Annotated in this window: 22 protein-coding genes and 3 tRNA genes; 3 read left to right on the top strand and 22 right to left on the bottom strand. The window is 65.8% G+C overall.

The features are described from left to right. Nucleotides 1-30 precede the first annotated feature (30 nt). The 9 genes from B9Y64_RS10185 to thrS form a co-directional block, all read right to left on the bottom strand. Nucleotides 31-107, bottom strand: a tRNA-Pro gene (locus B9Y64_RS10185). A 68-nt stretch (nucleotides 108-175) separates the two neighbouring features. Further along, entirely contained in the window at nucleotides 176-532 is a 357-nt protein-coding gene (locus tag B9Y64_RS10180) for a MerR family transcriptional regulator (RefSeq protein WP_005410431.1), read from the bottom strand. Further along, complete coding sequence (locus tag B9Y64_RS10175) at nucleotides 513-812, bottom strand: integration host factor subunit alpha (RefSeq protein WP_005410432.1); 300 nt, start codon at nucleotides 810-812, stop codon at nucleotides 513-515. The genes B9Y64_RS10180 and B9Y64_RS10175 overlap by 20 nt, the downstream gene beginning before the upstream one ends. Before the next feature lie 27 nt (nucleotides 813-839). Further along, complete coding sequence (gene pheT, locus B9Y64_RS10170) at nucleotides 840-3,236, bottom strand: phenylalanine--tRNA ligase subunit beta (protein WP_100440709.1); 2,397 nt, start codon at nucleotides 3,234-3,236, stop codon at nucleotides 840-842. Nucleotides 3,237-3,324: 88 nt separating this feature from the next. Continuing rightward, on the bottom strand, nucleotides 3,325-4,320 hold the full coding sequence (locus B9Y64_RS10165; protein WP_005417865.1) for a phenylalanine--tRNA ligase subunit alpha: 996 nt from the start codon (nucleotides 4,318-4,320) through the stop codon (nucleotides 3,325-3,327). Nucleotides 4,321-4,513: 193 nt separating this feature from the next. Next, nucleotides 4,514-4,873: a 50S ribosomal protein L20 gene (gene rplT / locus B9Y64_RS10160; protein ID WP_005410435.1), complete on the bottom strand. Its 360-nt coding sequence runs from the start codon at nucleotides 4,871-4,873 to the stop codon at nucleotides 4,514-4,516. Between the two features lie 11 nt (nucleotides 4,874-4,884). Then, the gene (gene rpmI, locus B9Y64_RS10155; RefSeq protein ID WP_005410436.1) at nucleotides 4,885-5,082 is read right to left on the bottom strand and encodes a 50S ribosomal protein L35; all 198 of its coding nucleotides are present in this window, start codon (nucleotides 5,080-5,082) and stop codon (nucleotides 4,885-4,887) included. 266 nt (nucleotides 5,083-5,348) lie between these two features. Then, a complete protein-coding gene (gene infC, locus B9Y64_RS10150) occupies nucleotides 5,349-5,891 on the bottom strand; it encodes a translation initiation factor IF-3 (RefSeq protein ID WP_079222586.1) in 543 nt (180 codons plus the stop codon). A 48-nt stretch (nucleotides 5,892-5,939) separates the two neighbouring features. Beyond that, nucleotides 5,940-7,841 carry a threonine--tRNA ligase gene (gene thrS, locus B9Y64_RS10145; protein WP_100440550.1) on the bottom strand — a complete coding sequence of 634 codons (1,902 nt, stop codon included), beginning with the start codon at nucleotides 7,839-7,841 and terminating at the stop codon, nucleotides 5,940-5,942. Nucleotides 7,842-8,270: 429 nt separating this feature from the next. Between thrS and B9Y64_RS10140 the strand changes: the two genes are divergently transcribed. The 3 genes from B9Y64_RS10140 to B9Y64_RS10130 are packed head-to-tail and all read left to right on the top strand — an operon-like array spanning nucleotide 8,271 to nucleotide 10,400. After that, complete coding sequence (locus tag B9Y64_RS10140; RefSeq protein ID WP_049445770.1) at nucleotides 8,271-8,567, top strand: hypothetical protein; 297 nt, start codon at nucleotides 8,271-8,273, stop codon at nucleotides 8,565-8,567. Continuing rightward, complete coding sequence (locus B9Y64_RS10135; protein ID WP_100440549.1) at nucleotides 8,567-8,830, top strand: hypothetical protein; 264 nt, start codon at nucleotides 8,567-8,569, stop codon at nucleotides 8,828-8,830. Before B9Y64_RS10140 ends, B9Y64_RS10135 begins: the two co-directional genes overlap by 1 nt. 10 nt (nucleotides 8,831-8,840) lie before the next feature. Continuing rightward, a complete protein-coding gene (locus tag B9Y64_RS10130) occupies nucleotides 8,841-10,400 on the top strand; it encodes a PepSY-associated TM helix domain-containing protein (RefSeq protein WP_100440548.1) in 1,560 nt (519 codons plus the stop codon). A gap of 24 nt (nucleotides 10,401-10,424) precedes the next feature. Here the strand turns inward: B9Y64_RS10130 and B9Y64_RS10125 are convergent, their stop codons facing one another. The 13 genes from B9Y64_RS10125 to B9Y64_RS10065 all read right to left on the bottom strand — a co-directional run bounded on the left by B9Y64_RS10125 (nucleotide 10,425) and on the right by B9Y64_RS10065 (nucleotide 25,191). Continuing rightward, a complete protein-coding gene (locus B9Y64_RS10125; RefSeq protein WP_100440547.1) occupies nucleotides 10,425-10,829 on the bottom strand; it encodes a VOC family protein in 405 nt (134 codons plus the stop codon). Nucleotides 10,830-10,926: 97 nt separating this feature from the next. Continuing rightward, nucleotides 10,927-12,117, bottom strand: a complete 1,191-nt coding sequence (locus tag B9Y64_RS10120) for a glycoside hydrolase family 18 protein (RefSeq protein WP_100440546.1) — start codon at nucleotides 12,115-12,117, stop codon at nucleotides 10,927-10,929. A gap of 280 nt (nucleotides 12,118-12,397) precedes the next feature. Further along, a complete protein-coding gene (gene pnp, locus B9Y64_RS10115; RefSeq protein ID WP_100440545.1) occupies nucleotides 12,398-14,506 on the bottom strand; it encodes a polyribonucleotide nucleotidyltransferase in 2,109 nt (702 codons plus the stop codon). A 151-nt stretch (nucleotides 14,507-14,657) separates the two neighbouring features. Continuing rightward, complete coding sequence (gene rpsO, locus B9Y64_RS10110; RefSeq protein ID WP_005410445.1) at nucleotides 14,658-14,918, bottom strand: 30S ribosomal protein S15; 261 nt, start codon at nucleotides 14,916-14,918, stop codon at nucleotides 14,658-14,660. A 174-nt stretch (nucleotides 14,919-15,092) separates the two neighbouring features. Beyond that, a complete protein-coding gene (gene truB, locus B9Y64_RS10105; RefSeq protein ID WP_100440544.1) occupies nucleotides 15,093-16,001 on the bottom strand; it encodes a tRNA pseudouridine(55) synthase TruB in 909 nt (302 codons plus the stop codon). A gap of 107 nt (nucleotides 16,002-16,108) precedes the next feature. Then, nucleotides 16,109-16,492 (bottom strand): 30S ribosome-binding factor RbfA, encoded by a 384-nt coding sequence (gene rbfA / locus B9Y64_RS10100; protein ID WP_005410447.1) that lies wholly within the window; start codon nucleotides 16,490-16,492, stop codon nucleotides 16,109-16,111. Between the two features lie 132 nt (nucleotides 16,493-16,624). Next, entirely contained in the window at nucleotides 16,625-19,276 is a 2,652-nt protein-coding gene (gene infB, locus B9Y64_RS10095) for a translation initiation factor IF-2 (protein ID WP_100440543.1), read from the bottom strand. 92 nt (nucleotides 19,277-19,368) lie between these two features. Further along, a complete protein-coding gene (gene nusA, locus B9Y64_RS10090; RefSeq protein WP_005410449.1) occupies nucleotides 19,369-20,880 on the bottom strand; it encodes a transcription termination factor NusA in 1,512 nt (503 codons plus the stop codon). 4 nt (nucleotides 20,881-20,884) lie between these two features. Next, entirely contained in the window at nucleotides 20,885-21,475 is a 591-nt protein-coding gene (rimP, locus tag B9Y64_RS10085; protein WP_014037945.1) for a ribosome maturation factor RimP, read from the bottom strand. 368 nt (nucleotides 21,476-21,843) lie between these two features. Then, nucleotides 21,844-21,920: transfer RNA gene (locus B9Y64_RS10080), tRNA-Met, on the bottom strand. A gap of 82 nt (nucleotides 21,921-22,002) precedes the next feature. Then, nucleotides 22,003-22,079, bottom strand: a tRNA-Met gene (locus tag B9Y64_RS10075). Between the two features lie 127 nt (nucleotides 22,080-22,206). Then, nucleotides 22,207-23,667, bottom strand: coding sequence for an NADH-quinone oxidoreductase subunit NuoN (nuoN, locus tag B9Y64_RS10070; protein ID WP_100440542.1), 1,461 nt, complete (start codon nucleotides 23,665-23,667; stop codon nucleotides 22,207-22,209). Nucleotides 23,668-23,682: 15 nt separating this feature from the next. Beyond that, a complete protein-coding gene (locus B9Y64_RS10065; RefSeq protein ID WP_100440541.1) occupies nucleotides 23,683-25,191 on the bottom strand; it encodes an NADH-quinone oxidoreductase subunit M in 1,509 nt (502 codons plus the stop codon). Nucleotides 25,192-25,198 lie beyond the last annotated feature (7 nt).

Genomic DNA, 25,198 nt, shown 5'->3' with positions numbered 1-25,198 from the left:
TCGCTGCGCAGGCTTCTTGATTCACCACAGTGGTCGGGACGGCCGGATTCGAACCGACGACCCTCTGCCCCCCAGGCAGATGCGCTACCAGGCTGCGCTACGCCCCGACTGATGCTGCGATGTGCCCGCCAGTGCGGCGGGCCGTGAAGTATAGCGGATTACGATGGAAATGGGATCAGCGGCGCAGCAACTGCAGCACTTCTTCCAGCTCCATGCGCACCTGCTTGATGATCTGGTTGCTCAGCGCCGATTCCTCGCGGGCATCGGGGCCGTCCAGACGCAGGCGTGCACCACCGATGGTGTAGCCCTGTTCGTACAGCAGGCTGCGGATCTGCCGCACCATCAGCACGTCATGGCGCTGGTAGTAGCGGCGGTTGCCTCGGCGCTTGGCCGGCTCAAGGCTGGGAAACTCGGTTTCCCAGTAGCGCAGGACGTGCGGCTTGACGTCGCACAGCTCGCTGACCTCACCGATGGTGAAGTAGCGCTTGGCCGGGATCGGCGGTAGTTCGCGGTTACTGCCCGGATCCAGCATAAGCTTCCACCCTCTCCTTGAGCTTCTGGCCCGGACGGAAGGTGACCACCGTACGGGCGGAAATCGGAATTTCCTCGCCGGTCTTGGGGTTGCGACCCGGGCGCTGGTTCTTGCGCCTCAGGTCGAAATTGCCAAAGCCCGACAGCTTTACCTGGCGTCCCTGCTCCAATGCTTCACGCAGCACATCGAAAAACGCGTCGACGAATTCCTTGGCTTCCCGCTTGTTCAGACCGACTTCGTCGAACAGCTTTTCCGCCATCTCCGCCTTGGTCAATGCCATTGCCTGCTACCCCCGAGTGCTGCCCGCTCAGCCGCGGATCCGGGCGTGGTGTTCACGCTCGATGGCAGTGACCGCCTCGGCCACCACCGCATCCACGTCGCGGTCCGTCAGAGTGCGCGACTTGTCCTGCAAAATCAAGCCCATAGCGAGACTCTTGAATCCCGGCTCGACGCCCTGGCCGACATAGCGGTCGAACAGGTTCAGGTCGCGCAGCAGCGGGCCGGCGGCCTGGCGGACAGTGGCCGCCAGATCGGCCCAGGCCACCTGTTCAGGCACCAGGAAGGCCAGGTCGCGACGCACCGCCGGGAAGCGCGACAGCTCGCCGGCACGCGGCAGGCGGCGGGCGGTCAACGGCTCCAGGTCCAGCTCGAAGGCATAGACGTCGGCTTCGATGTCCATCGCCCTGGCCAGGCGCGGGTGGATCTGGCCGATCCAGCCAATCACCACGCCATCGCGCAGCACCTCGGCCGAACGCGCCGGGTGGCCGTAGGCACGGGCCGACGGGCGGAACTCCAGCTGCGCGCCGCTGGCGGCCGCCAGCGATTCCAGGTCGCCCTTCAGGTCATGGAAGTCGACCTTGCGGGTCGGCAGGCCCCACTGCACCGACTGCGCATCACCGCAGACCGCAGCGGCCACGCGCGGGGTTTCCAGCGGTGCCGGCCGGCTTTCGCCGAGCGGCGCGTCTCCGGCCTGCTGGGCAAACACCCGGCCGAGCTCGAACAGGCGCACGCGGCCGAGCTGGCGGGCGGCGTTGCGGCCCAGCGTAGCGACCAGGCCCGGCAGCAGCGACGGGCGCATCACCGCCAGTTCGGCCGACAGCGGGTTGGCCAGCGGCACCAGGCCGTCGCGCAGCTGCCACTGGGTCAGCAGCGCGTCGTCGACGAAGGCGAAATTGACGGTTTCCTGCAGGTCACGGGCGACCAGCTGGCGGCGCACGCTCAGCGCATCCAGCTGGGTCTCGCTCGGCATCGCCACGCGCGAGGCACCGCCCGGCAGCGTGGTCGGGATCTGCTCGTACCCGTGGATGCGGGCCAGTTCTTCGATCAGGTCTTCTTCGATGGCGATGTCGAAGCGGCGGCTCGGCGCAACCACCTGCCAGCCATCGGCGGTGGCGACCACATCCATGCCCAGCGCGCGCAGGATGCGCTCGACTTCAGCATCCTCGACGGTGATGCCGAGCACGCGGGTGATGCGGGCGCGGCGCAGCACGATGGTTGCCGGCTGCGGCAGATCGGCTTCACGCACGGCCTCGGTGACCGGCGCCGGGGTACCGCCGGCCAGGTCCAGCACCAGGCGGGTGGCGTACTCGATCGCGGTGCGTGGCAGTGCCGGATCGACACCACGCTCGAAGCGGTGGCCGGCATCCGTATGCAGGCCCAGCTTGCGGCCACGGCCCATGATCGCGGCCGGGGCGAAGTGCGCAGCTTCCAGGAACACGGCGGTGGTCGCGTCGGTGACACGGGTGTCGAAGCCGCCCATCAGGCCAGCCAGACCGACCGCACGATCCGCATCGGTGACCACCAGGAAGCTGTCGTCCAGCGCCGCATCGCGGCCATCCAGCAGCTTCAGGCTCTCGCCGGCACGCGAACGACGCACGGCGATGCTGCCCTGCAGGGTGCCCAGGTCGTAGGCATGCATCGGCTGGCCGAGCTCGAGCATCACGTACTGGGTGATGTCGACCAGCAGCGAGACCGGGCGCACGCCGCTGCGGCGCAGGCGCTCGGCCATCCACAACGGCGTCCTGGCAGCCGCGTTGACACCTTCGATGACACGGCCCAGGTAACGCGGCGCTTCGGCGCCGGCGTCGAGCTGGATGCCCAGCTCACGGCTGCCAACCGCCGCAATGGCGTCGGCGGCGAAATCCAGCACTTCGCTGCGGGTTGCGGCGGCGACATCGTAGGCGATGCCGCGCAGGCTGAAGCAATCGGCGCGGTTCGGGGTCAGCTTGATCTCGATGCTGGCGTCCGGCAGGCCCAGGTAGTCGACCAGGGCCTGGCCGACCGGGGCATCATCGGGCAGTTCCAGCAGGCCGGACGCATCATTGTCCAGGCCCAGCTCCTTGGCCGAGCACAGCATGCCGTTGGACTCGACGCCGCGCAGCTTGGCCGGCTTGATCTTCAGCTCGCCGATCTGCGCGCCGACCATTGCCAGCGGCGCGACCAGGCCCGGGCGCGCGTTCGGCGCGCCGCAGACGATCTGCAGCAGTTCGCCCTGCCCGGCATCGACACTGCACACCTGCAGGCGATCCGCTTCCGGATGACGCACCGCGTCGACGATGCGTGCCACGACCACATGCTCAAGGCCTTCGCCCAGCGCGGTCACTTCTTCCACTTCCAGGCCGATGGCGGTCAGCACCGCACTCAGTTCATCGCGCGAGGCGCCGGTCGGGACGTGGCTGCGCAGCCAGTTTTCGGAGAATTTCATGATGTCATCCTGGTGGGCCCGGCGCATGCGCCTGGGCCTGCGAATTTAGAAGCATGCCGAGCATGGCCCGGCTCCACACGGTTGCGGCTTACGCGAACTGTTTCAGGAACCGCACGTCGTTCTCGAAGAACGCGCGCAGATCGTTGACGCCGTAGCGCAGCATCGCGAAGCGCTCCACGCCCATGCCGAAGGCGAAGCCGGTGTAGCGTTCCGGATCGATGCCGACGTTGCGCAGAACGTTCGGATGGACCATGCCGCAGCCGAGCACTTCCAGCCAGCGGGTGCTGCCATCGGGCTGCTGCCAGGCGATATCCACTTCCGCGCCCGGTTCAACGAACGGGAAGTAGCTGGGGCGGAAGCGCATCTCGAAATCGCGCTCGAAGAAGGCGCGCACGAACTCGGCCAGCGTGCCCTTCAGGTCGGCGAAGGTCGAATGCTCGTCCACCAGCAGGCCTTCCACCTGATGGAACATCGGCGAATGGGTCTGGTCGCTGTCGCTGCGGTACACCTTGCCGGCGGCGATCATGCGCAGCGGCGGCGCGTGGTCGCCCATGTAGCGCACCTGCACACCCGAGGTGTGCGTGCGCAGCAGGCGGCCGTCGCCGAAGTAGAAGGTGTCGTGCATGGCGCGCGCCGGGTGGTGCGGCGGGAAGTTCAGCGCCTCGAAGTTGTGCCAATCGTCCTCGATCTCCGGCCCTTCCGACAGCTCGTAGCCCAGCCGGCCGAAGATGCCGGTGATGCGCTCCAGGGTACGGGTGATCGGATGCAGGCCGGCGCGATCGCCGTTGCGACCCGGCAGGGTGATGTCGATGGCTTCGGCGGCCAGGCGCGCATCCAGTGCCGCGTCTTCCAGCAGCGCCTTGCGCTCGCCCAGCGCACGGGTCAGCGCGTCGCGGGCCTGGTTGATCGCTTCACCGGCGGCCTTGCGCTCGTCGGCCGGCAGGGCACCGAGCTGCTTGAGCTGCGAGGTGATGCTGCCACTCTTGCCAAGCAGGGCCACGCGCAGCTGTTCCAGCACGTCGGGGCTCTGTGCGGCGGCCACATCGGCCAGCGCCTGGGTGGTGAGGGATTGGATGTCGCTCATGGGGGGCCGGAACTCCAGTCGATCTGCCATCGCGATGCGCGAAGGGCCGACCCCTGTCGCCACCGCCGTCCCCGCGCTGCCGCTGTGGCCTCGCCGGGACCCAAAAAAGAATGGGGAAGGACTTGCGCCCTTCCCCATGCATTGCCTTGACCTGACACCGTTCCGAGTGAACGGTTACGGCATCGGGAAGGACTTATGCCGCCAGCGCGCCCTTGGCCTTTTCGGCCAGCGCAGCAAAACCGGCTGCGTCGTGCACGGCGATGTCAGCCAGGACCTTGCGATCCAGGGTGATGCCGGCCTTCAGCAGACCGTTCATGAAGCGGCTGTAGCTCAGGCCGTTGATGCGGGCAGCCGCATTGATACGGGTGATCCACAGCGAACGGAAGTTGCGCTTCTTCTGCTTACGGCCGATGTAGGCGTACTGCTGTGCCTTGATGACCGCCTGCTTGGCGACGCGGAAGACCTTGCGACGGGCGTTGTAATAGCCCTTGGCGAGATCCAGAATTTTCTTGTGGCGGCGACGCGCCTGTACGCCACGCTTAACTCGTGCCATTTTTCAGTTCCTCAGAGGTAAGGGAGCATGCGGTCCAGACGGCCTGCGTCTTCTGCACGGACATGGCCCGTCTGACGCAGATTACGCTTACGCTTGGTCGCTTTCTTCGTGAGGATGTGGCTACGGTTGGCGTGGCCGCACTTGTACTTGCCCGAGGCGGTCTTGCGGAAACGCTTGGCCGCTGCCCGGTTGGTCTTGATCTTGGGCATTGCAATGTCCTTGATGGGATATGACCCTGGTTTCTGACTGATCTGGCGGCGGCCTGGGCCGCTCTTTCCGTCCTGCCATGATCGGCGTACGACCCGTCCTGGGTGGGTCGAGCCGGGCATGATACAGGCAAAACCGCCCTGCCACCAGCCCCCGCCCTCCTTTCGCCGGCAATGCACCGGCTTGCCGGAAAAGCAAAGGGACGCCAGCGGCGCCCCCTTACCCTGAACCATTCAGCCAGGCGCCCCGAAAGGCGGCCCGTCAGGCCTCAGGTCTTCTTCTTCGGCGCGATCATCATGACCATCTGACGCCCTTCCAGGCGCGGACGGGATTCAATGACGATGTCCTCGCCCAGATCGGTCTCGATCCGGTTGGCCATTTCACGACCCAGTTCCTGGTGGCTCATTTCACGACCACGGAAGCGGATGTTGACCTTGATCTTGTCGCCTTCTTCGAGGAACCCGCGCATCTTGCGCAGCTTGATCTGGTAGTCGCCCTCGTCCGTGACCGGACGGAACTTCACTTCCTTGATCTCGACCTGCTTGGTCTTCTTCTTGGCCTCGCTGGCCTTTTTCTGCGCTTCGAACTTGAACTTGCCGAAGTCCATGATCTTGCAGACCGGCGGGTCGGCCTGCGGCTGGATTTCGACCAGGTCCAGGCCTTCATCTTCGGCCATGGACAGCGCTTCGTCGCGCGACAACACGCCGATCATTTCACCGTCACTGCCGATCACGCGGACGCGCGGCACACGGATTTCCTGATTCTTGCGGTTCTGTTTGTTGTCAGGGGTGCTGATATTACGTTCTCCCAAGGGTATCGAACCGGTCCGGGTGCCTGTGCCCCCGGACCGGACCTTTGCTTACGCGCCCTCGGCCTGGAGCCGTTCGATGAAGGCCTGCAGGCTCATGCTGCCCAGGTCTTCGCCAGAACGCGTACGCACCGCCACAGCCCCATTTTCCTTCTCGCGGTCACCAATGACCAGCAGGTAGGGCACGCGCTGCAACGTATGCTCGCGGATTTTATAGCCGATCTTCTCGTTACGCAAATCCGAGCTGACGCGGAAGCCTTGCTCCGCAAGGGTTTTGGTCACGCCCGAGACGTAGTCGGCCTGGGCATCGGTGATGTTGGCCACCACCACCTGGGTCGGCGCCAGCCAGGCCGGGAACTGGCCGGCATGGTGCTCGATCAGGATGCCCAGGAAGCGCTCCATCGAGCCGACGATGGCGCGATGCAGCATGACCGGGTGCTTCTTCTGGCTGTTCTCGTCCACGTACTCGGCGCCCAGGCGGCCCGGCATCATGAAGTCGACCTGCATGGTGCCCAGCTGCCAGGTACGGCCGATGGCATCCTTCAGGTGGTACTCGATCTTCGGGCCATAGAAGGCGCCCTCGCCCGGCAGCTCCTGCCATTCCACGCCACAGCTGGACAGCGCCGAACGCAGTGCGCCCTCGGCCTTGTCCCAGGTGGCGTCGTCGCCCAGGCGCGATTCCGGACGCAGTGCGATCTTGATCTGGATCTCGTCGAAGCCGAAGTGCTGGTAGACCGCCAGCGCCTGCTGATGGAACGCGGTCACTTCCGATTCGATCTGGCTCTCGGTGCAGAACACATGACCGTCGTCCTGGGTGAAACCGCGCACGCGCAGGATGCCGTGCAGCGCGCCGGACGGCTCGTTGCGGTGGCAGGAACCGAACTCACCGTAGCGGATCGGCAGGTCGCGGTAGCTGTGCAGGCCCTGGTTGAACACCTGCACGTGGCCCGGGCAGTTCATCGGCTTGACTGCGTAGGTGCGCTTCTCCGACTCGGTGAAGAACATGTTGTCCTGGTAGTTGTCCCAGTGACCGGACTTCTTCCACAGGCTCACGTCCAGGATCTGCGGGCAGCGCACTTCGCCGTAGCCGCTGCTGCGGTAGACCTTGCGCATGTACTGCTCGACCACCTGCCACAGTGCCCAGCCCTTCGGGTGCCAGAACACCAGGCCCGGCGCCTCTTCCTGCAGGTGGAACAGGTCCTGCTGCTTGCCGATGCGGCGGTGGTCGCGCATCTCGGCTTCCTCGATGCGCTTGATGTACGCCTCGAGCTGCTTCTTGTCGGCCCAGGCGGTGCCGTAGATGCGCTGCAGCTGCTCGTTCTGGGCATCGCCGCGCCAGTAGGCACCGGAGATGCGGGTGAGCTTGAAGGCCTTCAGGAAGCGCGTGTTCGGCACGTGCGGGCCACGGCACATGTCCACGTATTCCTGGTGGTAGTACATGCCCATCGCCTGGATGTCGTCGGACATGTCCTCGATCAGGCGCAGCTTGTAGTCCTCGCCACGGGCCTTGAAGATCTCGATCACTTCGGCGCGCGGCGTCACCTTCTTGATGACGTCGTAATCCTGGGCGATCAGTTCACCCATGCGCTTCTCGATCGCCGCCATGTCGTCCGGGGTGAACGGGCGCTCGGAGTAGATGTCGTAGTAGAAGCCCTCGGCGATCACCGGGCCGATCACCATCTTCACGTCCGGGTACAGCTGCTTGACGGCGTGGCCGACCAGGTGGGCGCAGGAGTGGCGAATGATCTCCACGCCCTCCTCGTCCTTGGCGGTGATGATGCGCAGGCTGGCATCGTGATCGATGACGTCGCTGGCATCGACCAGCACGCCATCGACCGAACCGGCGATGGTGGCCTTGGCCAGGCCGGCACCGATCGACTGGGCGACGTCCATGACGCTGACGGGGTTTTCGAACTCGCGGCGGCTGCCGTCGGGAAGGGTAATGTTGATCATCGCATTGGCTTCGTGCGGGGCCCGCTGGGCGGGCTGGAAAGCGTTCCCGGGCCGTTGCCCGGGCAATAAAAAAGCGCCGCGAGGGCGCCTGGAACACAGGGCCTTCGGGGGCAGGTCAACAGTGGGCGGTGGTAGTGCTCATGTCACACGCTCGGCCGGCGCTGGGCGCGGGCCACCTTGTTCCAGTCGGGGTTCTGCGATGATCTTAAACCAGCGCACCGGAAAGCCCAAGGGCTACCGTACGGTCCGCTGAATGGCCCTCGCTGGCGGCGTGAAAACGCAATGATTACCATGTCCGCGCAGCCCGCCCCGTGCCAGCCTGCCCGCTTCCCCCCAGGACCTCGTGATGCGCCACCCGCTCCGACCGGCTCCCGCCGGCCCCGCCCGTGCTCCGCGTTCGCCGGCCCGCCGCCAAGGCGGTCGCCCGCAATGATCACCGTCGGCCTTTCCACGCTGGGCTTCTGCAGCCTGGGCATGCTGGCAGCGATGTTCTCGGCACTGGCCTTCTATGCCGCCTCGCCGCACTGCCGTTGGCCACGCCTGCGCCGCGCCGGCCGCCTCGGCCACCAGATCGGCCTGGTCGCCGCCGCTGCCGCGTTGTGGCTGTGGATGGCCGAACTCGGCTTTGCCGCTGGCCTGGTGGCGATGCTGTGCACCTGGATGCTGGCCGCGATGCTGCTGCCGGCGCTGGCCGCCTGGCATCGCCCGGGCACGGAGTCGCCCTGATGTGGCCGCGCGCCTTCGCCGGCATCATTGCCGGCTTCCTGCTTGCGGCGGCCGTTACCGGCCTGCTGGCCTGGCTGCCGCCCGGCCCGTGGCAGCGTGCGCTGGTGCCGACCCTGATCGCCTTCATCCCGTTATGGATGCTGGCCGCCCTGTGGGCGTTCAGCTTCCGCAGCGCACTGCGCGCCTGGCTGGTACTGGGTGGCAGCGCCGCGGCCGGCTTCGCCGTGCTGGGGCTGCTGCGCCTGGCCGGCGCGGTGCAATGAGAGCCACTCCATGAAGTTCAGTTCGCAGACCCTGCGCACGTTCACCACCCTGCACACCTGGGTCGGCCTGGTCGCCGGCTTCGGCCTGTTCGTGGCCTTCTATGCGGGTGCGCTGACCCTGTTCCATCACGACCTGCCGCTGTGGCAGACCCCCGGCGCAGCCACCGCGTTGCCGGCAGGCCTGGACGACACGCAGTACCTGCTGGAAGACGTACTGGCGGCACACCCGGAAGCCCGCCGCCACGTCGGCATGACCTTCCCCGGCACCGAACATCCGCAGCCACTGGCGTATTGGCAGGCCGATGACGGCAGCTGGCGCTATGCGTGGCCGGGTCAGATCGCCGGCAGCTCCACGCCGCCACAGACCGGACTGGCCGAACTGGTCAACGAACTGCACTACAGCCTCGGCCTGCCGGTGGCCGGCATCTACGTGATGGGCATCGTCAGCCTGCTGTATGGCATGGCGCTGCTGAGCGGCCTGGTGATCCACCTGCCGAAGCTGTTCGGCGACCTGTTCGCGCTGCGTCCGGGCCGCAACCTGAAGCAGCTGTGGCAGGACGCGCACAACGTGATCGGCGTGCTCAGCCTGCCCTTCCACCTGATGTTCGCGGTCACTGGCGCGCTGCTGTGCCTGGTGTTCGTGCAGATGGCCCTGCTCAACCCGTTGATCTACGACGGCAAGGCGCTGCAGGCAGTGCCGACCGCCATGGACACCGCGCCGGTGCGCGATGCCAGCGGCATCCCGGCGCCACCGGGCAGCCTGCGCGTACTGCATGCGCGCGCGCTTGAAGTGGCCCGCGCACAGGGCGTGGCCAACTTTGAACCGGCCTACCTGAAGCTGGCCAACGCCGGCGATGCCAACGCCACCATCGAAATCACCGGTGAGGCCAGCGGCACGCTGGGGCCGCTCGGCGCGGTAGCGCTGGACGTGGCCACCGGCAACCTGCTGGCCTCCCAGCTGCCGGGCCAGCGCGATGCCAACCACGCCACGCTCAGCGCTGCCTATGCACTGCACTTCGGCGAGTTCGGCAACGGCGTGGTGGTCTGGCTGTACTTCCTGCTCGGCCTTGGCGGTGCGTTCCTGTTCTACTCCGGCAACCTGTTGTGGATCGAGTCGCGGCGCAAGCGTCGCCAGCCGCAGCAGCCGCGCGCAGGGGTGAACATGGCGCGGGCCACGGTCGGCGTGTGCATCGGCCTGTGCGTGGCGATCTCGATCGCGTTCGTCACCGCGCTGGTGCTGGAGCGCATCGCGCCGTCCACGGTCGATCACGGCATCCGCTGGGCCTGCTTCGGCAGCTGGGCAGCCTGTGCGCTGTGGGCTGCGCTGCGTCGCCCCGCGCAGGCCGCACGCGAACTGCTCTGGGCTGCGGCGATCAGCACCGCGCTGGTGCCGGTCCTGCATGGCGCACTCAATGGTGACTGGCTGTGGCGCGCGGCCGCGCGTGGCCACTGGCCGCTGTTCTGGATCGATGCCATCGCGCTGGCCATGGCCTTCGGCTTTGCCCGCCTGGCGGTGGCCAGCCAGCGCCGCGCCCGCAATGGCGATCCGAACAGCGTCTGGGCGGACTGATGCGTCGCCGGGCATGGCCCGGCGCTACCGGGGTGGATGCGCTTCGTCCGGGTAACGACTGACTTCGATCAGGTTGCCGTCCGGATCGCGGAAGTACACCGATTCGATCGGGCCCAGTGCACCGGTGCGGGCCACTGGCCCCTCCTCCACCGCAATGGCCTGCGCCTGCAGGTGCGCCAGCACATCGGCCGTTGCCATGCGCGTGACCAGGCACAGATCCGCGCTGCCCGGCATCGGCCGCAGCGCATGCGGTTGCAGCGGCGCGCTGGCAGGATGCAGGTTGATCTTCTGCTGACCGAACTGCAGCGCGGTGCGGCCAGCGCCGAAGCGCACGACCTGCATGCCGAGCACGCACTGGTAGAAATCACAGCTGCGTTCGATGTCGGCGACGGTAAGGACCAGATGGTCCAGGCGTTCGAGAAGGATCATGCCCGCAGCCTAGCGCTGCGGGCGTTGCCACGGTGTGCGGGGTTGGGCCGATGGCGTTGCCGCATCCGCCGGGCATGGCCCGGCGCCAGCAGGCGGCTCAATCGCCGATGCGGGCCTTCTGCCACGGGCCGAGCATGGCGTTGAGCAGGCTGGCCTGTTCGTCGTCGCCGGTCAGCTCCCACATGAATACCCCGGCCAGGCCCTGCTCGCGGGCAAACTGCGCACGCAGGCCGATCGAGCGCGGGTCTTCATAGCTGATGAAGATCTTCTGTTCGGCGTTGTACAGCCATGGGCTCTGCGCCTGCGGCTGCCAGTGCTTCGTCCAACCCGGCTGGTCGAGATAGCGCGCCTTGATCACCCGCCAGTCGCCGGCATCGGCCGGAGCGCTGTAGGGCTGATACAGGCCATCCGGCGCATCGCCGGTGACCTTGAAGCCACGCCCGTAGAACGGCACGCCCAGCACCAGCTTGTCGGCCGGCACACCGTGCTCGCGGTAGTACTGCACGGCGCCGGCCACGTTGTTCCAGCGCCGCAATGCCGGCGCCAGCGGATCGGACGGCACTTCATGCAAGGGCGCATTGAAGGTCGACACCGACGAGAAGCCGGTACCCATGTCGTAGCTCATCAGGTTGATGAAATCGAACACCTTGGCCAGCGCCGGCAGGTCGTAGCTTGCGGCCGGATCGTAGGGGCCATCGGTCTGCAGGCGGCCGGCGGCCAGCGCGGCGGTCAGCAGCATCGGCTGCCCTGCCTTGCGACCGCGCGCATCCAGTGCCACGCGGAAGGCCTGCGCGAGCCGGGTCAGATTGGCGCGATCCTGCGGGCGATGCGCCAGTTCCTTCGGCCCACCACTGACCGGGAATTCCCAGTCGATGTCCACGCCATCGAAGCTGCCGGCGTGGCGTTCGAAGAACAGCGCCATGCACGAATCGACCAGGCGCTTGCGACTGGTCTCGGTCAGCGCCGCATCGGAGAAGCCGCCTGCGCCCCAGCCACCGATCGAGATCAGCGTGCGCAGGTGCGGATGCGCCTTCTTGAGTTCGGCCAGTGCGGCGAAGTTCTTCGGCGCTTCTGCACCGATCGTGCAGCGGCCGTCCTCGATGGTGGAGAACGCATAGAACAGATGGGTCAGGCGCTCAGCGGGAATGCTCGACACCGGATAGCGCTCGGCCGAACCACCGGGGTAATAGGCGCCGAAGATCGGCGGCTGTGGCTGCGCGGCATGCGCGGCAAGGGGCAAGGCACCGGCAATCAGCACGGCAAGGACGGCCACGGTCTGGCGGAACATGGGATCTCCCGGATCAAAGGCGCAGCCACGTTAGCAAACCGATGCACCCGCGGTACGGATGTCGCGGCATGTCGTCCCGTGGACAGGCGCGATCCGCGCAACCGTGCCAGAACGGTGACCTCGTGGCGGCGCTCATGCACTGCAGCAGGACAAGCAGCGACCTGGACGAGCCGCTCCTGGCAACGCCGAGGCAAAGAAAAAGCGGGCCGAAGCCCGCTTTTTCATCTGCGAAAGCGTGAGGACCAACGGTCCTCACCTACAGAACAATCGGCGATGCCGATTATTCGGCGCTGGCGCCTTCGCCTTCTTCCACGGCCTTCATCGACAGGCGGATACGGCCCTGCTTGTCGACTTCCAGCACCTTGACCTTGACCACATCGCCTTCCTTCAGCTTGTCGCCGACCTTCTCGACGCGCTCGCTGGAGATCTGCGACACGTGGACCAGGCCGTCCTTGCCCGGCAGGATGGTGACGAACGCACCGAAGTCCATGATCTTGGCGACCTTGCCTTCGTAGATGCGGCCCGGCTCGACGTCCGAGGTGATCTGCTCGATGCGGGCCTTGGCGGCCTGGGCAGCGATGGCGTTGACCGAAGCGATGACGATGGTGCCGTCATCCTGGATGTCGATCTGGGTGCCGGTTTCCTTGGTGATGGCCTGGATGGTCGAACCACCCTTGCCGATCACTTCGCGGATCTTGTCCGGGTGGATCTTGATGGTCAGCAGGCGCGGCGCGTAGTCCGACAGCTCTTCACGCGGAGCGGTCAGGCCGTGGGCCATTTCGCCCAGGATGTGCAGACGGCCAGCCTTGGCCTGCTGCAGGGCCTGCTTCATGATCTCTTCGGTGATGCCTTCGATCTTGATGTCCATCTGCAGGGCGGAGATGCCCTCAGCGGTACCGGCCACCTTGAAGTCCATGTCGCCCAGGTGATCTTCGTCACCCAGGATGTCGGACAGGACGACGAAGCGCTCGCCTTCCTTGACCAGACCCATGGCGATACCGGCCACCGGCGCCTTCACCGGCACGCCGGCGTCCATCAGGGCCAGCGACGAGCCGCAGACCGATGCCATCGACGAGGAACCATTCGACTCGGTGATTTCCGAGACGACGCGGATGGTGTACGGGAAGGCTTCCAGCGACGGCATGACAGCCAGCACACCGCGCTTGGCCAGGCGACCGTGGCCGATTTCACGGCGCTTCGGGCCCATCATGCGGCCGCACTCACCCACCGAGAACGGAGGGAAGTTGTAGTGGAACAGGAAGTTTTCCTTGTACTCACCGGCAACGGCATCGATGACCTGGCCATCACGGGCGGTGCCCAGGGTGATGGTCACGATGGCCTGGGTTTCGCCACGGGTGAACAGCGAGGAGCCGTGGGTACGCGGCAGCACGCCGGTCTTCACCGCGATCGGGCGGACGGTGTCCAGCGCACGGCCGTCGATACGGACCTTGGTGTCCAGCACCGAGTCACGCATGGTGCGGTATTCCAGCTCGCCGAATTCCTTCGACAGCTCGGCCGGGTTCCAGCCTTCAGCGGCCACGCGGCCAGCCAGGCTTTCGACCACGTCCTTCTTGATCGCCGAGATGGCGTCACGGCGCTGCAGCTTGTCACGCACCTGGAAGGCTTCACCCAGACGCGGGCCGATGGCCTCCTTCAGGGCGGAGATCAGCACGTCGTTCTTGGCCGGGGCTTCCCAGGTCGACGGCTTGGTGCCGGCTTCGACGGTCAGCTCGTTGATCGCGTTGATGACCTTCTGCATTTCGCGGTGACCGAAGGTCACAGCGCCCAGCATCACTTCTTCGGACAGCAGCGCGGCTTCCGATTCGACCATCAGCACGGCGTTGGAGGTACCGGCGACGACCAGTTCCAGCTGCGAGTCAGCCAGTTCGCTGACGGTCGGGTTCAGGATGTACTCGCCGTTCTTGTAGCCGACCTTGGCAGCGCCGATCGGGCCCATGAACGGGGTGCCGGCCAGGGACAGGGCAGCCGAGGCACCGATCAGGGCGGCGATGTCGCCGTCCACGTCCGGGTTCAGCGACATGACCGTGGCGATGATCTGCACTTCGTTCTTGTAGTCTTCCGGGAACAGCGGACGGATCGGACGGTCGATCAGACGCGAGATCAGGGTTTCCTTCTCGGTCGCACGGCCTTCACGCTTGAAGAAACCACCCGGGATGCGGCCGCCAGCGTAGAACTTTTCCTGATAATCGACGGTCAGCGGGAAGAAGTCCTGGCCTTCGCGCGCGCTCTTGGCGGCGACGGCGGTGACCAGCAGTACGGTGTCGTCCATCTTGACGATGACGGCACCGCTGGCCTGGCGGGCGACTTCGCCGGTCTCAAGCGTGACGGTGTGCTTGCCGTACTGGAAGGTTTTGGTGATTTTTGCCACGGAGGGTGTCCTTGGGGATGCTGTCTGCGAATTTGGACCGTCGGCGACCCTTGCCGCCAGCGGGTGGCCGGATCGTTCCGGCCTGAATCGGGGATTACGGTGCTACAAAACAAAACCGCGGCGCATCGCTGCGCCGCGGGGGATTCGTTGCTTAGCGACGCAGGCCAAGCTTCTCGATCAGGGCCTTGTAACGCTCGACGTCCTTCTTCTTCAGGTAGTCGAGCAGGCTGCGACGGCGGTTGACCATCTGCAGCAGGCCGCGGCGGCTGTGGTGGTCCTTCTTGTGGGTCTTGAAGTGGCCGGTCAGCAGTTCGATGCGGGCGGTCAGCAGTGCAACCTGGACTTCCGGGGAGCCGGTGTCAGCCGAGCTGCGCTTGTTGTCTTCAATGACCTTCTGGGTGTCGATCGACATTTTCTTTTTTCTCTGTGATGCGTGGCCGGCAGGAACGCGCTTCGCGCACCGCCAGGCTCGCCGTGGACTACGAGGATGAAACCTGCGCGAAGCAGGTTGCCGGAAAACGGCCGCGAAATTGTAACGGTCAGGGGCTTCCGGGACAAGGACCGGGGCTGAACCGGCAGGCCGCGGTCAGAGGTTGAAACGGCGCTGCGGGGCCAGCAGGCCACTGTCGTCGACCTGGCCCAGGCCCTGGACGGCACCGTCCGGACCGAACACGGCCACCAGGCCATGCGGCCAGGACACGTCGCGCTGGCGCTGGCCGACACAGAACCGGTGGGCCTGCTCAGCATCGAGGTCGACCCGCGGGTATTCAGCCAGGCCGGCTGCCAGCGGCAGCAGCAGCGCGTCCATGCCCGCCTCGTCGCCCGCCTCGACCATCGCCCGCAACTGGTCCAGGGTGACCATGGCCGGCTCGCGGAACGGCTCGACCCACAGCCGGCGCAGGGCGCTGATGTGGGCGCCACAGCCCAGGCTTTCACCGAGATCGCGGGCCAGGCTGCGGATATAGGTGCCGGAGCCACAGGTCACCCGCAGCCGCAGCCGTTCGGGCTGCTGATCCAGCACCTCGATGGCGTGCACCTGGACCTCACGCTCGGGAGCTTCGATGGCATCCCCACGGCGGGCCTTCACATACAGCGGTTCACCGCCCTGCTTCAGCGCCGAATAGATCGGGGCACGCTGGCGGATGCTGCCGGTCAGTGGCGCCAGCGCAGCCTGCAGGGCTTCGGCGCTGATCGCCGGCACCGGGCGCTGCAGCAGCACCTGGCCTTCGGCATCATCGGTATCCGTGGTCTGGCCAAGCACGATCTCGGCATCGTAGGCCTTGGCCGAGCCCAGCAGCAGGCCGGCGATCTTGGTCGCCTCGCCGAAGCACAGCGGCAGCAGGCCGGTGGCCAACGGGTCGAGGCTGCCGGTGTGGCCGCCCTTCTCGGCACGGAACAGGCGGCGCGCCACCTGCAGGGCGGCGTTGGAGCTCATGCCGGTCGACTTGTCGAGCAGCAGGATGCCATCCAGGCGGCGGAACTGAATTCGGGTCATGACAGGAGTATGTAGAGCCGAGCCATGCTCGGCTGCCGCAGCGCGGTCTGCATCAGACATCGCGCAGCCGGAATGCAGCAACGCCGGGCATGCCCGGCGTCGCGCGGTTATTCTTCGTCGCTCTCGCGACGCTTCTCGGCGGCCAGCGTATCGGGCAGGTCGCGCAGGATGTTGTCGATGTGCTCACCACGGTCAACCGAGTCGTCGTAGTGGAAATGCAGCTCCGGCACGTGACGCAGCTTCATTGCGCGGGCCAGGTCCATGCGCAGGCGGTAGCCCAGCTCCTTCAGGCCGGCAACGGCTTCAGCCGAACGTTCCGGCATCAGCGCGGTGACGAACACCTTGGCATGGGCCATGTCGCGGGTGATTTCCACGTCGGACACGCTCACCGAGGGCAACCCGTGCTCGCGCACGGCGTTGTGCACCAGGGTGCCGAGTTCACGGCGCAGCTGGGCGGAGACACGGTCGGTTCGATGGAAAGTCTTGGGCACGAGGGACTCTTGATTCAGTTATCGCCCGACCAACGGTCGGGCGCTACCTTTGATTCGATTGTCGCCCGACCAACGGCCGGGCGCTACAGGTACATGGCAGGGCCCGACCGTTGGTCGGGCCACAACCTGGCATTACAGGGTGCGCGGCACTTCGATACGCTCGAAGCACTCGATCTGGTCACCCGGCTTGACGTCGTTGTAGGCCTTCACCGCGATACCGCATTCGGTACCGTTGCGGACTTCCTCGACGTTCTCCTTGAAGCGACGCAGCGATTCCAGCTCGCCCTCGAAGATCACCACGCTGTCGCGCAGCACGCGGATCGGCTTGTTGCGCTTGACCACGCCCTCGATGACCATCGAACCGGCGACGGCACCCAGCTTGGAGCTGCGGAAGACGTCGCGGACCTCGGCGATACCGATGATCTCTTCGCGGATCTCCACGCCCAGCAGGCCGGAAGCCACCTGCTTCACCTGATCGATCACGTCATAGATGATCGAGAAGTAACGCAGGTCGACGCCGTTGGATTCAATGATGCGACGGGCCGAAGCATCCGCACGCACGTTGAAGCCGATGACGGTGGCCTTCGAAGCGGCTGCCGAGTTGGCGTCCGACTCGGTGATGCCGCCCACGCCGGAGTGGATCACGTTGATGCGGATGTCTTCGTTGGACAGCGCGACCAGTGCCTGGCTCAGGGCCTGCACCGAACCCTGCACGTCGGCCTTGATGACCAGGTTGAGGACCTGCTGGCCCTCGCCCTTGCCCAGGGTCGCCATGATGTCTTCCATGCGGCTGCCGGCGGTGGCGACCAGGCGCGATTCACGACGCTTGGTCTCACGCTGCTGGGCAACGTCCTTGGCCAGGCGCTCATCCTCGACCACCACGAAGTCGTCACCGGCTTCCGGCACACCGGACAGGCCCAGGACCTGCACCGGGATGGACGGGCCGGCGAACTCCGGCTGCTTGCCGGTTTCGTCGAACAGCGCACGCACGCGGCCGTACTGGATGCCGCACACCAGGTAGTCGCCCTTCTTCAGGCGGCCCTGCTGCACCAGCACCGTAGCGACCGGGCCACGGCCCTTGTCCAGCGACGATTCGATCACCACGCCCGAGGCGCGACCTTCGTCGACGGCCTTCAGTTCCAGCAGTTCGGCCTGCACCGACACCGCGTCCAGCAGGTCGTCGATACCCAGGCCGGTCTTGGCCGAGATCTCCACCATCTGGATGTCACCACCGAAGTCTTCGGCCACGACCTGCTCGGAGAGCAGCTCGTTCTTGACCCGCATCGGGTCGGCGCCGGACTTGTCGATCTTGTTGATCGCCACGATCAGCGGCACACCCGCCGAACGGGCGTGCTGGATCGCTTCCTTGGTCTGCGGCATGACGCCGTCGTCGGCGGCAACCACCAGCACCACGATGTCGGTCAGCTTGGCACCGCGGGCACGCATCGAGGTGAACGCGGCGTGGCCCGGGGTATCCAGGAAGCTGATGACGCCCTTGGGCGTATCAACGTGGTAGGCACCGATGTGCTGGGTAATGCCACCGGCTTCGCCGTGGGCGACCTTGGTGCGGCGGATGTAATCCAGCAGCGAGGTCTTGCCGTGGTCGACGTGACCCATGATGGTGACCACCGGCGGACGCTGCACGGCTTCGCCCTGGGTTTCACCGGCCGAAGCCAGCAGTGCGTCTTCGGCATCGTTGTCGTTGGCGCGGATCGCCTTGTGGCCGAGTTCTTCGGTCACCAGCGCAGCGGTGTCGTGGTCGATGGACTGGGTGATGGTCGCCATCACGCCCATCTTGAACAGCGCCTTCACCACCTCACCGCCCTTCAGCGCGAGCTTCTGCGCCAGGTCGGCCACGGTGATGGTCTCGCCGATCGCCACTTCACGCACGACCGGTGCGGTCGGACGTTCGAAGGCGTGCGGACCGGCGTTGTTGCCACCACGCGACATGTCGCGACGGCCACCGCTCTGGTTGCGGCCACCCGGACGACCACGGTTGTTGCTGTTGTTGCTGTTGCCACGACGCGCACGGTCGGCAGCCGACAGATGCATCTGGCCGGCGAAACGGTCGCCCGGGCCACGCTCGTTGCGCGGCGCGCTGCGGTTGTTGCGGTCGTCGCTGCGCGGCGGCGACGGCGGCGCACCACGCGGTGCAGCCGGGGCGGCAGCCGGGGCGCGCGGCGGGCGCGGCGCGGTTTCGTCGATCGGAGCGCGCACCTTGGGCTTGCTGGCAGCCAGTGCCTCGGCAGCCTTGGCCGCAGCCGCAGCTTCCTCGGCCGCCTTCTTCTCGGCTTCAGCACGTTCCTTGGCGGCAACCTCTTCCTCGCGTGCACGGACGATGGCCTCGTCGCGCAGACGATCCTTCTCGGCCAGCGCCTGCTGTTCGGCAAGGTTGCGGGCGCGCGACTCTTCCAGCTTGCGCAGGATGTCGGCGCGCTCTTCGTCCGGGGTCATGGCGCGAGCACCATCCTTGACGTAGGTACGCTTCTGGCGCACCTCGACATTCACGGTCGTCTTGCTGCGACCGGAATTGACCGTCACTTCCTGCTGCTTCCGGCGGTTGAGCGTGATCTTCTTTGCAGACTGATCGGTCTCTTCCGGGGCCTGCTCGGGCTTGCCGTGCGAACGACGAAGGAAGCCCAGGAGCTTTACCTTCTCGGAGCTGGTCACGACCTGGTCGGGACCGCTGAACTTCATGCCGGCACCGGCCAGCTGTTCCAGCAGTTTTTCGACCGGCGTGTTGACCAGTTCGGCAAGCTTGCGGATGGTGGTTTGCTGCGACATTCGGATCCTATGATCTTGTGGGCGCCCCCCCGCATATGGAGGTGGCGCGGATTCTACGCCCTGAGCGGCTCAGGGCCCTGTTCATTGCCGGCTCATTCGCCGCGTTCCAGTCGGGCGATCTCCTCGGCACGGGCGGCCAGGATCAGCGCAGCGGCGCGCGCCTGATCCAGTCCTTCGATGCCGAAGTCCATGACCTCGTCGGCGGCCAGGTCGGACAGGTCCTCGCTGGTACGCACGCCGTGGCCGGCCAGCGCATATGCGGTGGCTTCGTCCATGCCCTTCAGGGACAGCAGGTCCTGCGCCGGCTGGCCGTCTTCAAGGCCTTCCTCGACTGCCAGGGCCTCATTGAGCAGCGCATCGCGGGCACGAGCGCGCAGCTCTTCGACGATGTCCTCGTCGAAACCTTCCACGGCCAGCAGCTCGCCGACCGGGACATAGGCGATTTCCTCGACGGTGCCGAAGCCTTCGCTGACCAGGATGCCGGCGATCTCTTCGTCCACTTCCAGCTTGTCCATGAACAGCTGGCGGGCCGAAGCCTGCTCGGCCTCCGACTTGGCGGTGACCTGGTCCTGGGTCATCACGTTGAGCTGCCAGCCGGTCAGGCGGCTGGCCAGGCGCACGTTCTGGCCACCCTTGCCGATCGCCTGGGCCAGGCGGTCTTCGGCGACGGCCAGGTCCATCGAGTGCTTGTCTTCATCGACGATGATCGACTGCACTTCGGCCGGCGCCATCGCGTTGATGACGAAGTTGGCCGGGTTGTCGTTCCACAGCACGATGTCCACGCGCTCGCCATTAAGCTCGTTGGACACGGCCTGCACGCGCGAACCGCGCATGCCGATGCAGGCACCGATCGGGTCGGTACGCTGGTCGTGGGCCAGCACGGCGATCTTGGCGCGGTCGCCCGGATCGCGGGCGCAGGCCTTGATTTCCACCAGGCCCTGGCCGACTTCCGGCACTTCCAGCTTGAACAGCTCGATCATGAATTCCGGCGCGGCGCGGCTGATGAACAGCTGCGGGCCACGCGGCTCCGAGCGCACTTCGGCCAGATAGCCGCGCACGCGGTCACCGGCGCGCAGCACATCGCGCGGAATGCCCTTGTCCTTCGGGATGAAGCCTTCGGCGTTGCCGCCGAGGTCGACATAGATGTTGCCGCGCTCGGCGCGCTTGACCACGCCGGTGATCAGCTCACCCACGCGATCCTTCCATGCATCCACGACCTGCTGGCGCTCGGCTTCGCGCACGCGCTGGACGATGACCTGCTTGGCGGCCTGGGCAGCGATGCGGCCGAAATCCGGGTTCTCGATCTGCTCTTCGATGTAGTCGCCGACGTCCACGCCTTCGGCTTCATCGACGGCATCCATCAGGCGGATCTGGCGGTCCGGCGATTCCATGACCACGTCATCGGCCACCACTTCCCAGCGGCGGAAGGTTTCGTAGCTGCCATCCTTGTGGTCGATGACCACGCGGGTCAGCACTTCCTCGTCGGGATAGCGCTTCTTCGCTGCCGAGGCCAGGGCGGCCTCGATGGCATCGAAGATCACTTCACGCGGCACGCCCTTCTCGTTGGCGACTGCGTCGACTACCAGCAACAGTTCCTTGCTCATTGGCTCACTCCGCGCGCGGCTTCTTTGCCGCCGGCTCGTTGGAAGAAGAATTCTTGTTCGGCTTCGGACGCTTCGGTGCCGGACCGGTCGGCTTGCTCGGGGCCAGCCCCAGCGCCACCCAGTCGGGCATGATCCGTGCCTTGTCGATGTTGTCCGCCGACACGACCACTTCCGCCTTGTCGACGATGAAGGTGATGGTATCCGCGGCCTCGTCGGTCGCTTCGATGCGGCCCTGCAGGCGACGACGGTTGTCCTGCGGCAGCTTCAGCGTGACCTTGGCCATTTCGCCGAGGTGACGGCCGAACTGCTCCAGGTTGAACAGCGGACGGTCGACGCCCGGCGAAGACACTTCCAGCGTGTAATTGCCGCTGATCGGGTCTTCGACGTCCATCTGCGCCGACACTTCGCGGCTGACGCGTTCGCAGTCGTCGACATTGATGATGCGCTCGGGCTGTTCAGCCAGCGGCACGTCGATGTAAAGGCGCAGGGTCGCACCGCCGGGGGCCGGCAGATACTCAACGCCCAGCAGCTCCAGGCCCAGCGACACAACGGTCGGGGCGAGCAGATTCGCGATGTCGGTTGCCTTGTCGCTCACAGCCTGCCTTGATCTCTATGGTTGGGTGCCGGCCTTGGCCGGCGTGGAAACATGACGCCCCGGAAACGACAAAGGGCCCGTTGGGCCCCTTTTCCGGAAAGACTCCGGTGACTGGATTCCGGTTGCAACCTGCAGTGCCTGCCGGTTGCGGCCCTCCTTCCGGGTCCGGACTCCCGCTGGGAGGCCGCCTTCAGGGGTACTGCTAGGCCGCTGATGATAGCGACTGCACCGCGCTGGTGCAAGGTGCGAGGCCTGGGGTCAGATCCCTTTTCCGCAGGAAAAGGGATCTGACCCCAATCGGACGGAAACGACGCAAACAGCAAAGAAAAACGCCTTCGAAGCAGGACTTCGAAGGCGATCTCTTTACTTGGTAGCGGGGGCAGGATTTGAACCTGCGACCTTCGGGTTATGAGCCCGACGAGCTGCCAGACTGCTCCACCCCGCATCAGAAGCGGAATTATGAGTGATTGCTTCAAAACATGCAAGCTTTCCCTCATTCATCAAACCGGTTGGCGCCGATCCGATGTTGGTAGCGGGGGCAGGATTTGAACCTGCGACCTTCGGGTTATGAGCCCGACGAGCTGCCAGACTGCTCCACCCCGCACCGGAAGTGTTTGAACTGCTGCCCTGCTCTTTCGAGGAGGGCTACCGCAACGATGTTCTGGCTGAACCGCTGCAGTGACAACTCAGGCTGCGCATATTACACGAATCGCGCAGCTTTGTGTCAACTTTTATGCAAGATGCGCAAATGCCTGCTGGCACCAGACCATGATCGGGTTCCAGGCCAGGCCCAGGGCCAGCAGTGCCAGGGCATTCACGCCCAGCACCACGCCCAGGACGCGGTCGTTGTTGCGCGGCATGGCCTCGCCCACCGGCTCATCGAAGTACATGACCTTGATGACGCGCAGGTAGTAGAAGCAGCCGACCACAGCACACAGCACGCCGAGGATGGCCAGCCACAGCAGGCCACCGTTGACGGCCGCACCCAGCACCGCCAGCTTGGTCCAGAAGCCCAGGAACGGCGGAATGCCGGCCAGCGACGCCATGATGCACAGCACCAGGCCGGCCATCCACGGGTTGCGGGCATTCAGGCCCTTGAAGTCTTCGATGTTCTCGGCTTCAAAACCGGCACGCGACAGCGCGATGATCGCGCCGAAGGCTGCGGTGGACATGATGGCGTAGGCCAGTGCGTAGAACAGCGCGGCGGCATAGCCCTGCGAACCGCCACCGGCAATGCCCATCAGCAGGAAGCCGATGTGCGAAACGGTGGAGAACGCCAGCATGCGCTTGAGGTTGCTCTGCGCGATGGCCATCAGGTTGCCGATGACCAGCGAGACCGCGGCCAGGCCGGCGATCAGCAGCTGCAGTTCGGTCGACAGCGGGCCCACGCCCATTTCCAGCAGGCGATACGCCATGCCGAAGGCGGCCAGCTTCGGCGCCGAGCTGATGAACAGCGCGATCGGCGCCGGGGCACCCTGGTACACGTCCGGCAGCCACATGTGGAACGGCGCGGCACCCAGCTTGAAGGCGACGCCGGCGATCATGAACACCGCACCGGTGATCAGCAGCACGCGCTCTTCCGAGTGCGGGATGGCGTCACGGATGACATCCAGGTGCAGGCTGCCGGTGGCACCGTAGATCAGCGACATGCCGTACAGCAGCAGGCCGGAGGCCAGCGAGCCCAGCACGATGTACTTCATCGCCGCTTCCGAGGCCAGGCCGTTTTCGCGGTTGCTGGCGACCAGGGCGTAGGAGCACAGCGCCAGCAGTTCCAGGCCCAGGTAGACCATCAGCAGGCTGCCGGCCGAGACCAGGATCATCATGCCGGCGGTGCCGAACAGGATCAGCACCGGGATCTCGCCCTGGAACAGGTTGCGGTCACGCAGGTAGCGCCAGCCGTAGATCAGGGTCAGGCCGCTGAGCAGCACGATCCCGGTCTTCATCACGTCCGCGGCGGTATCGCGCACGAACATGCCATGGAAGACCTCCCCCTGCCCGCCCACGCCGGTGGCCAGCATGAACAGCACCACGGCCAGCGCAGCGAGCGAGAACAGGTGGGTGACGATCTTGTTCCGGTTGCTGACGAACAGGTCGAGGATCATCAGGGCGAAGGCGCTGCCGATCAGCACCAGCTCGGGGGCGAGCGGTGGCAGGTCAGCGGCGGTCAATGGCAGCAGCGGCGAGGTGGTCATCATCAAATCCTGGAATTACAGCAGCTTGCTGGATGCGATCTGCATCGCCAGCTTCGCGATCGAGGGCTCCATCAGGTCGGTCAGCGGCTTGGGATAGATGCCCAGGGCCAGCACGCCGATGGCGAACACGCCCAGCACCAGCCATTCGCGGCCGTTGATGTCCTTCAGTTCGGCAACATGGCTGTTGGCCACTTCACCGAAGAAGATGCGCTTGTACAGCCACAGGGTGTAGGCGGCGCCGATGATCAGGGTGGTGGCCGCGCCCAGGGCGATCCACGGATTACGCTGGAAGGCCGACAGGATGACCATGAACTCGCCGACGAAACCGCTGGTACCCGGCAGGCCCGCGTTGGCCATGAAGAACAGCATGGCGAAGGTGGCGAACCACGGCATCACGTTGACCACGCCGCCGTAATCGGCGATGCGGCGGCTGTGCATGCGGTCGTACAGCACGCCGACGCAGGAGAACATCGCGCCGGATACGAAGCCGTGCGAGATCATCTGCACCATGGCGCCCTGCAGGCCCAGGCGGGCTGCATCGGCGTTACCGGCTTCACGCACCAGCCACAGGGCAATGAAGGTGCCCAGGGTGACAAAGCCCATGTGCGCGATCGACGAATAGGCGATCAGCTTCTTCATGTCGTCCTGCACCAGGGCGACCAGGCCGACATAGATCACTGCGATCAGCGACAGCGCGATCACCAGCCAGGCCCATTCCTGCGACGCGTCCGGGACGATCGGCAGGTTGAAGCGCAGGAAGCCGTAGCCACCGATCTTCAGGGCGATGGCGGCCAGGATCACCGAACCGGCGGTCGGCGCTTCCACGTGGGCGTCCGGCAGCCAGGTGTGGACCGGGAACATCGGCACCTTGACCGCGAAGGCGATCAGGAAGGCGAAGAAGATCCAGGTCTGTTCCTTGGCCGACAGCGGCAGCGCGTACAGGTCGGCCAGCTGGAAGCTGCCGCCCTTCAGGTACAGGTAGATCAGCGCCACCAGCATCAGCACCGAGCCGAGGAAGGTGTACAGGAAGAACTTCAGCGCGGCGTAGATGCGACGCGGGCCGCCCCAGACACCGATGATCAGGAACATCGGGATCAGCATCGCCTCGAAGAACACGTAGAACAGCATCGCGTCCGTGGCCGAGAAGATACCGACCGTGACGCCTTCCAGGATCAGGAAGGCCGCCACGTACTGGTTGACGCGCTTGTCGATCGCGCTCCAGGCGCCGATCAGGGCAAGCACGCTGACCAGGGTGGTCAGCAGGATCAGCGCCACGGCAATGCCGTCCACGCCCAGGTTGTAGCCGATCTTGTACGCCGGGATCCAGGCATGGGTCTCGACGAACTGCAGACCGTCGATGCCCGCGTTGTAGCCGCTCAGCAGCGAGAGGCTCGCCACGAACGTCAGCACCGCTACGCCCAGCGACGCCCAGCGGGCGGTCTGCGCATCACGGATCGCAAGGATCAGGGCGCCACCGATGATCGGCAGCCAGATGAGGACACTGAGTAGAGGCCAGTTCGACACGTCTTCT

Source organism: Stenotrophomonas maltophilia, assembly GCF_002799245.1.
GTDB classification, from domain to species: domain Bacteria; phylum Pseudomonadota; class Gammaproteobacteria; order Xanthomonadales; family Xanthomonadaceae; genus Stenotrophomonas; species Stenotrophomonas maltophilia_S.
Note: the sequence above shows the minus strand (reverse complement) of the source record. Positions and strands in the feature narration are given on the sequence as shown.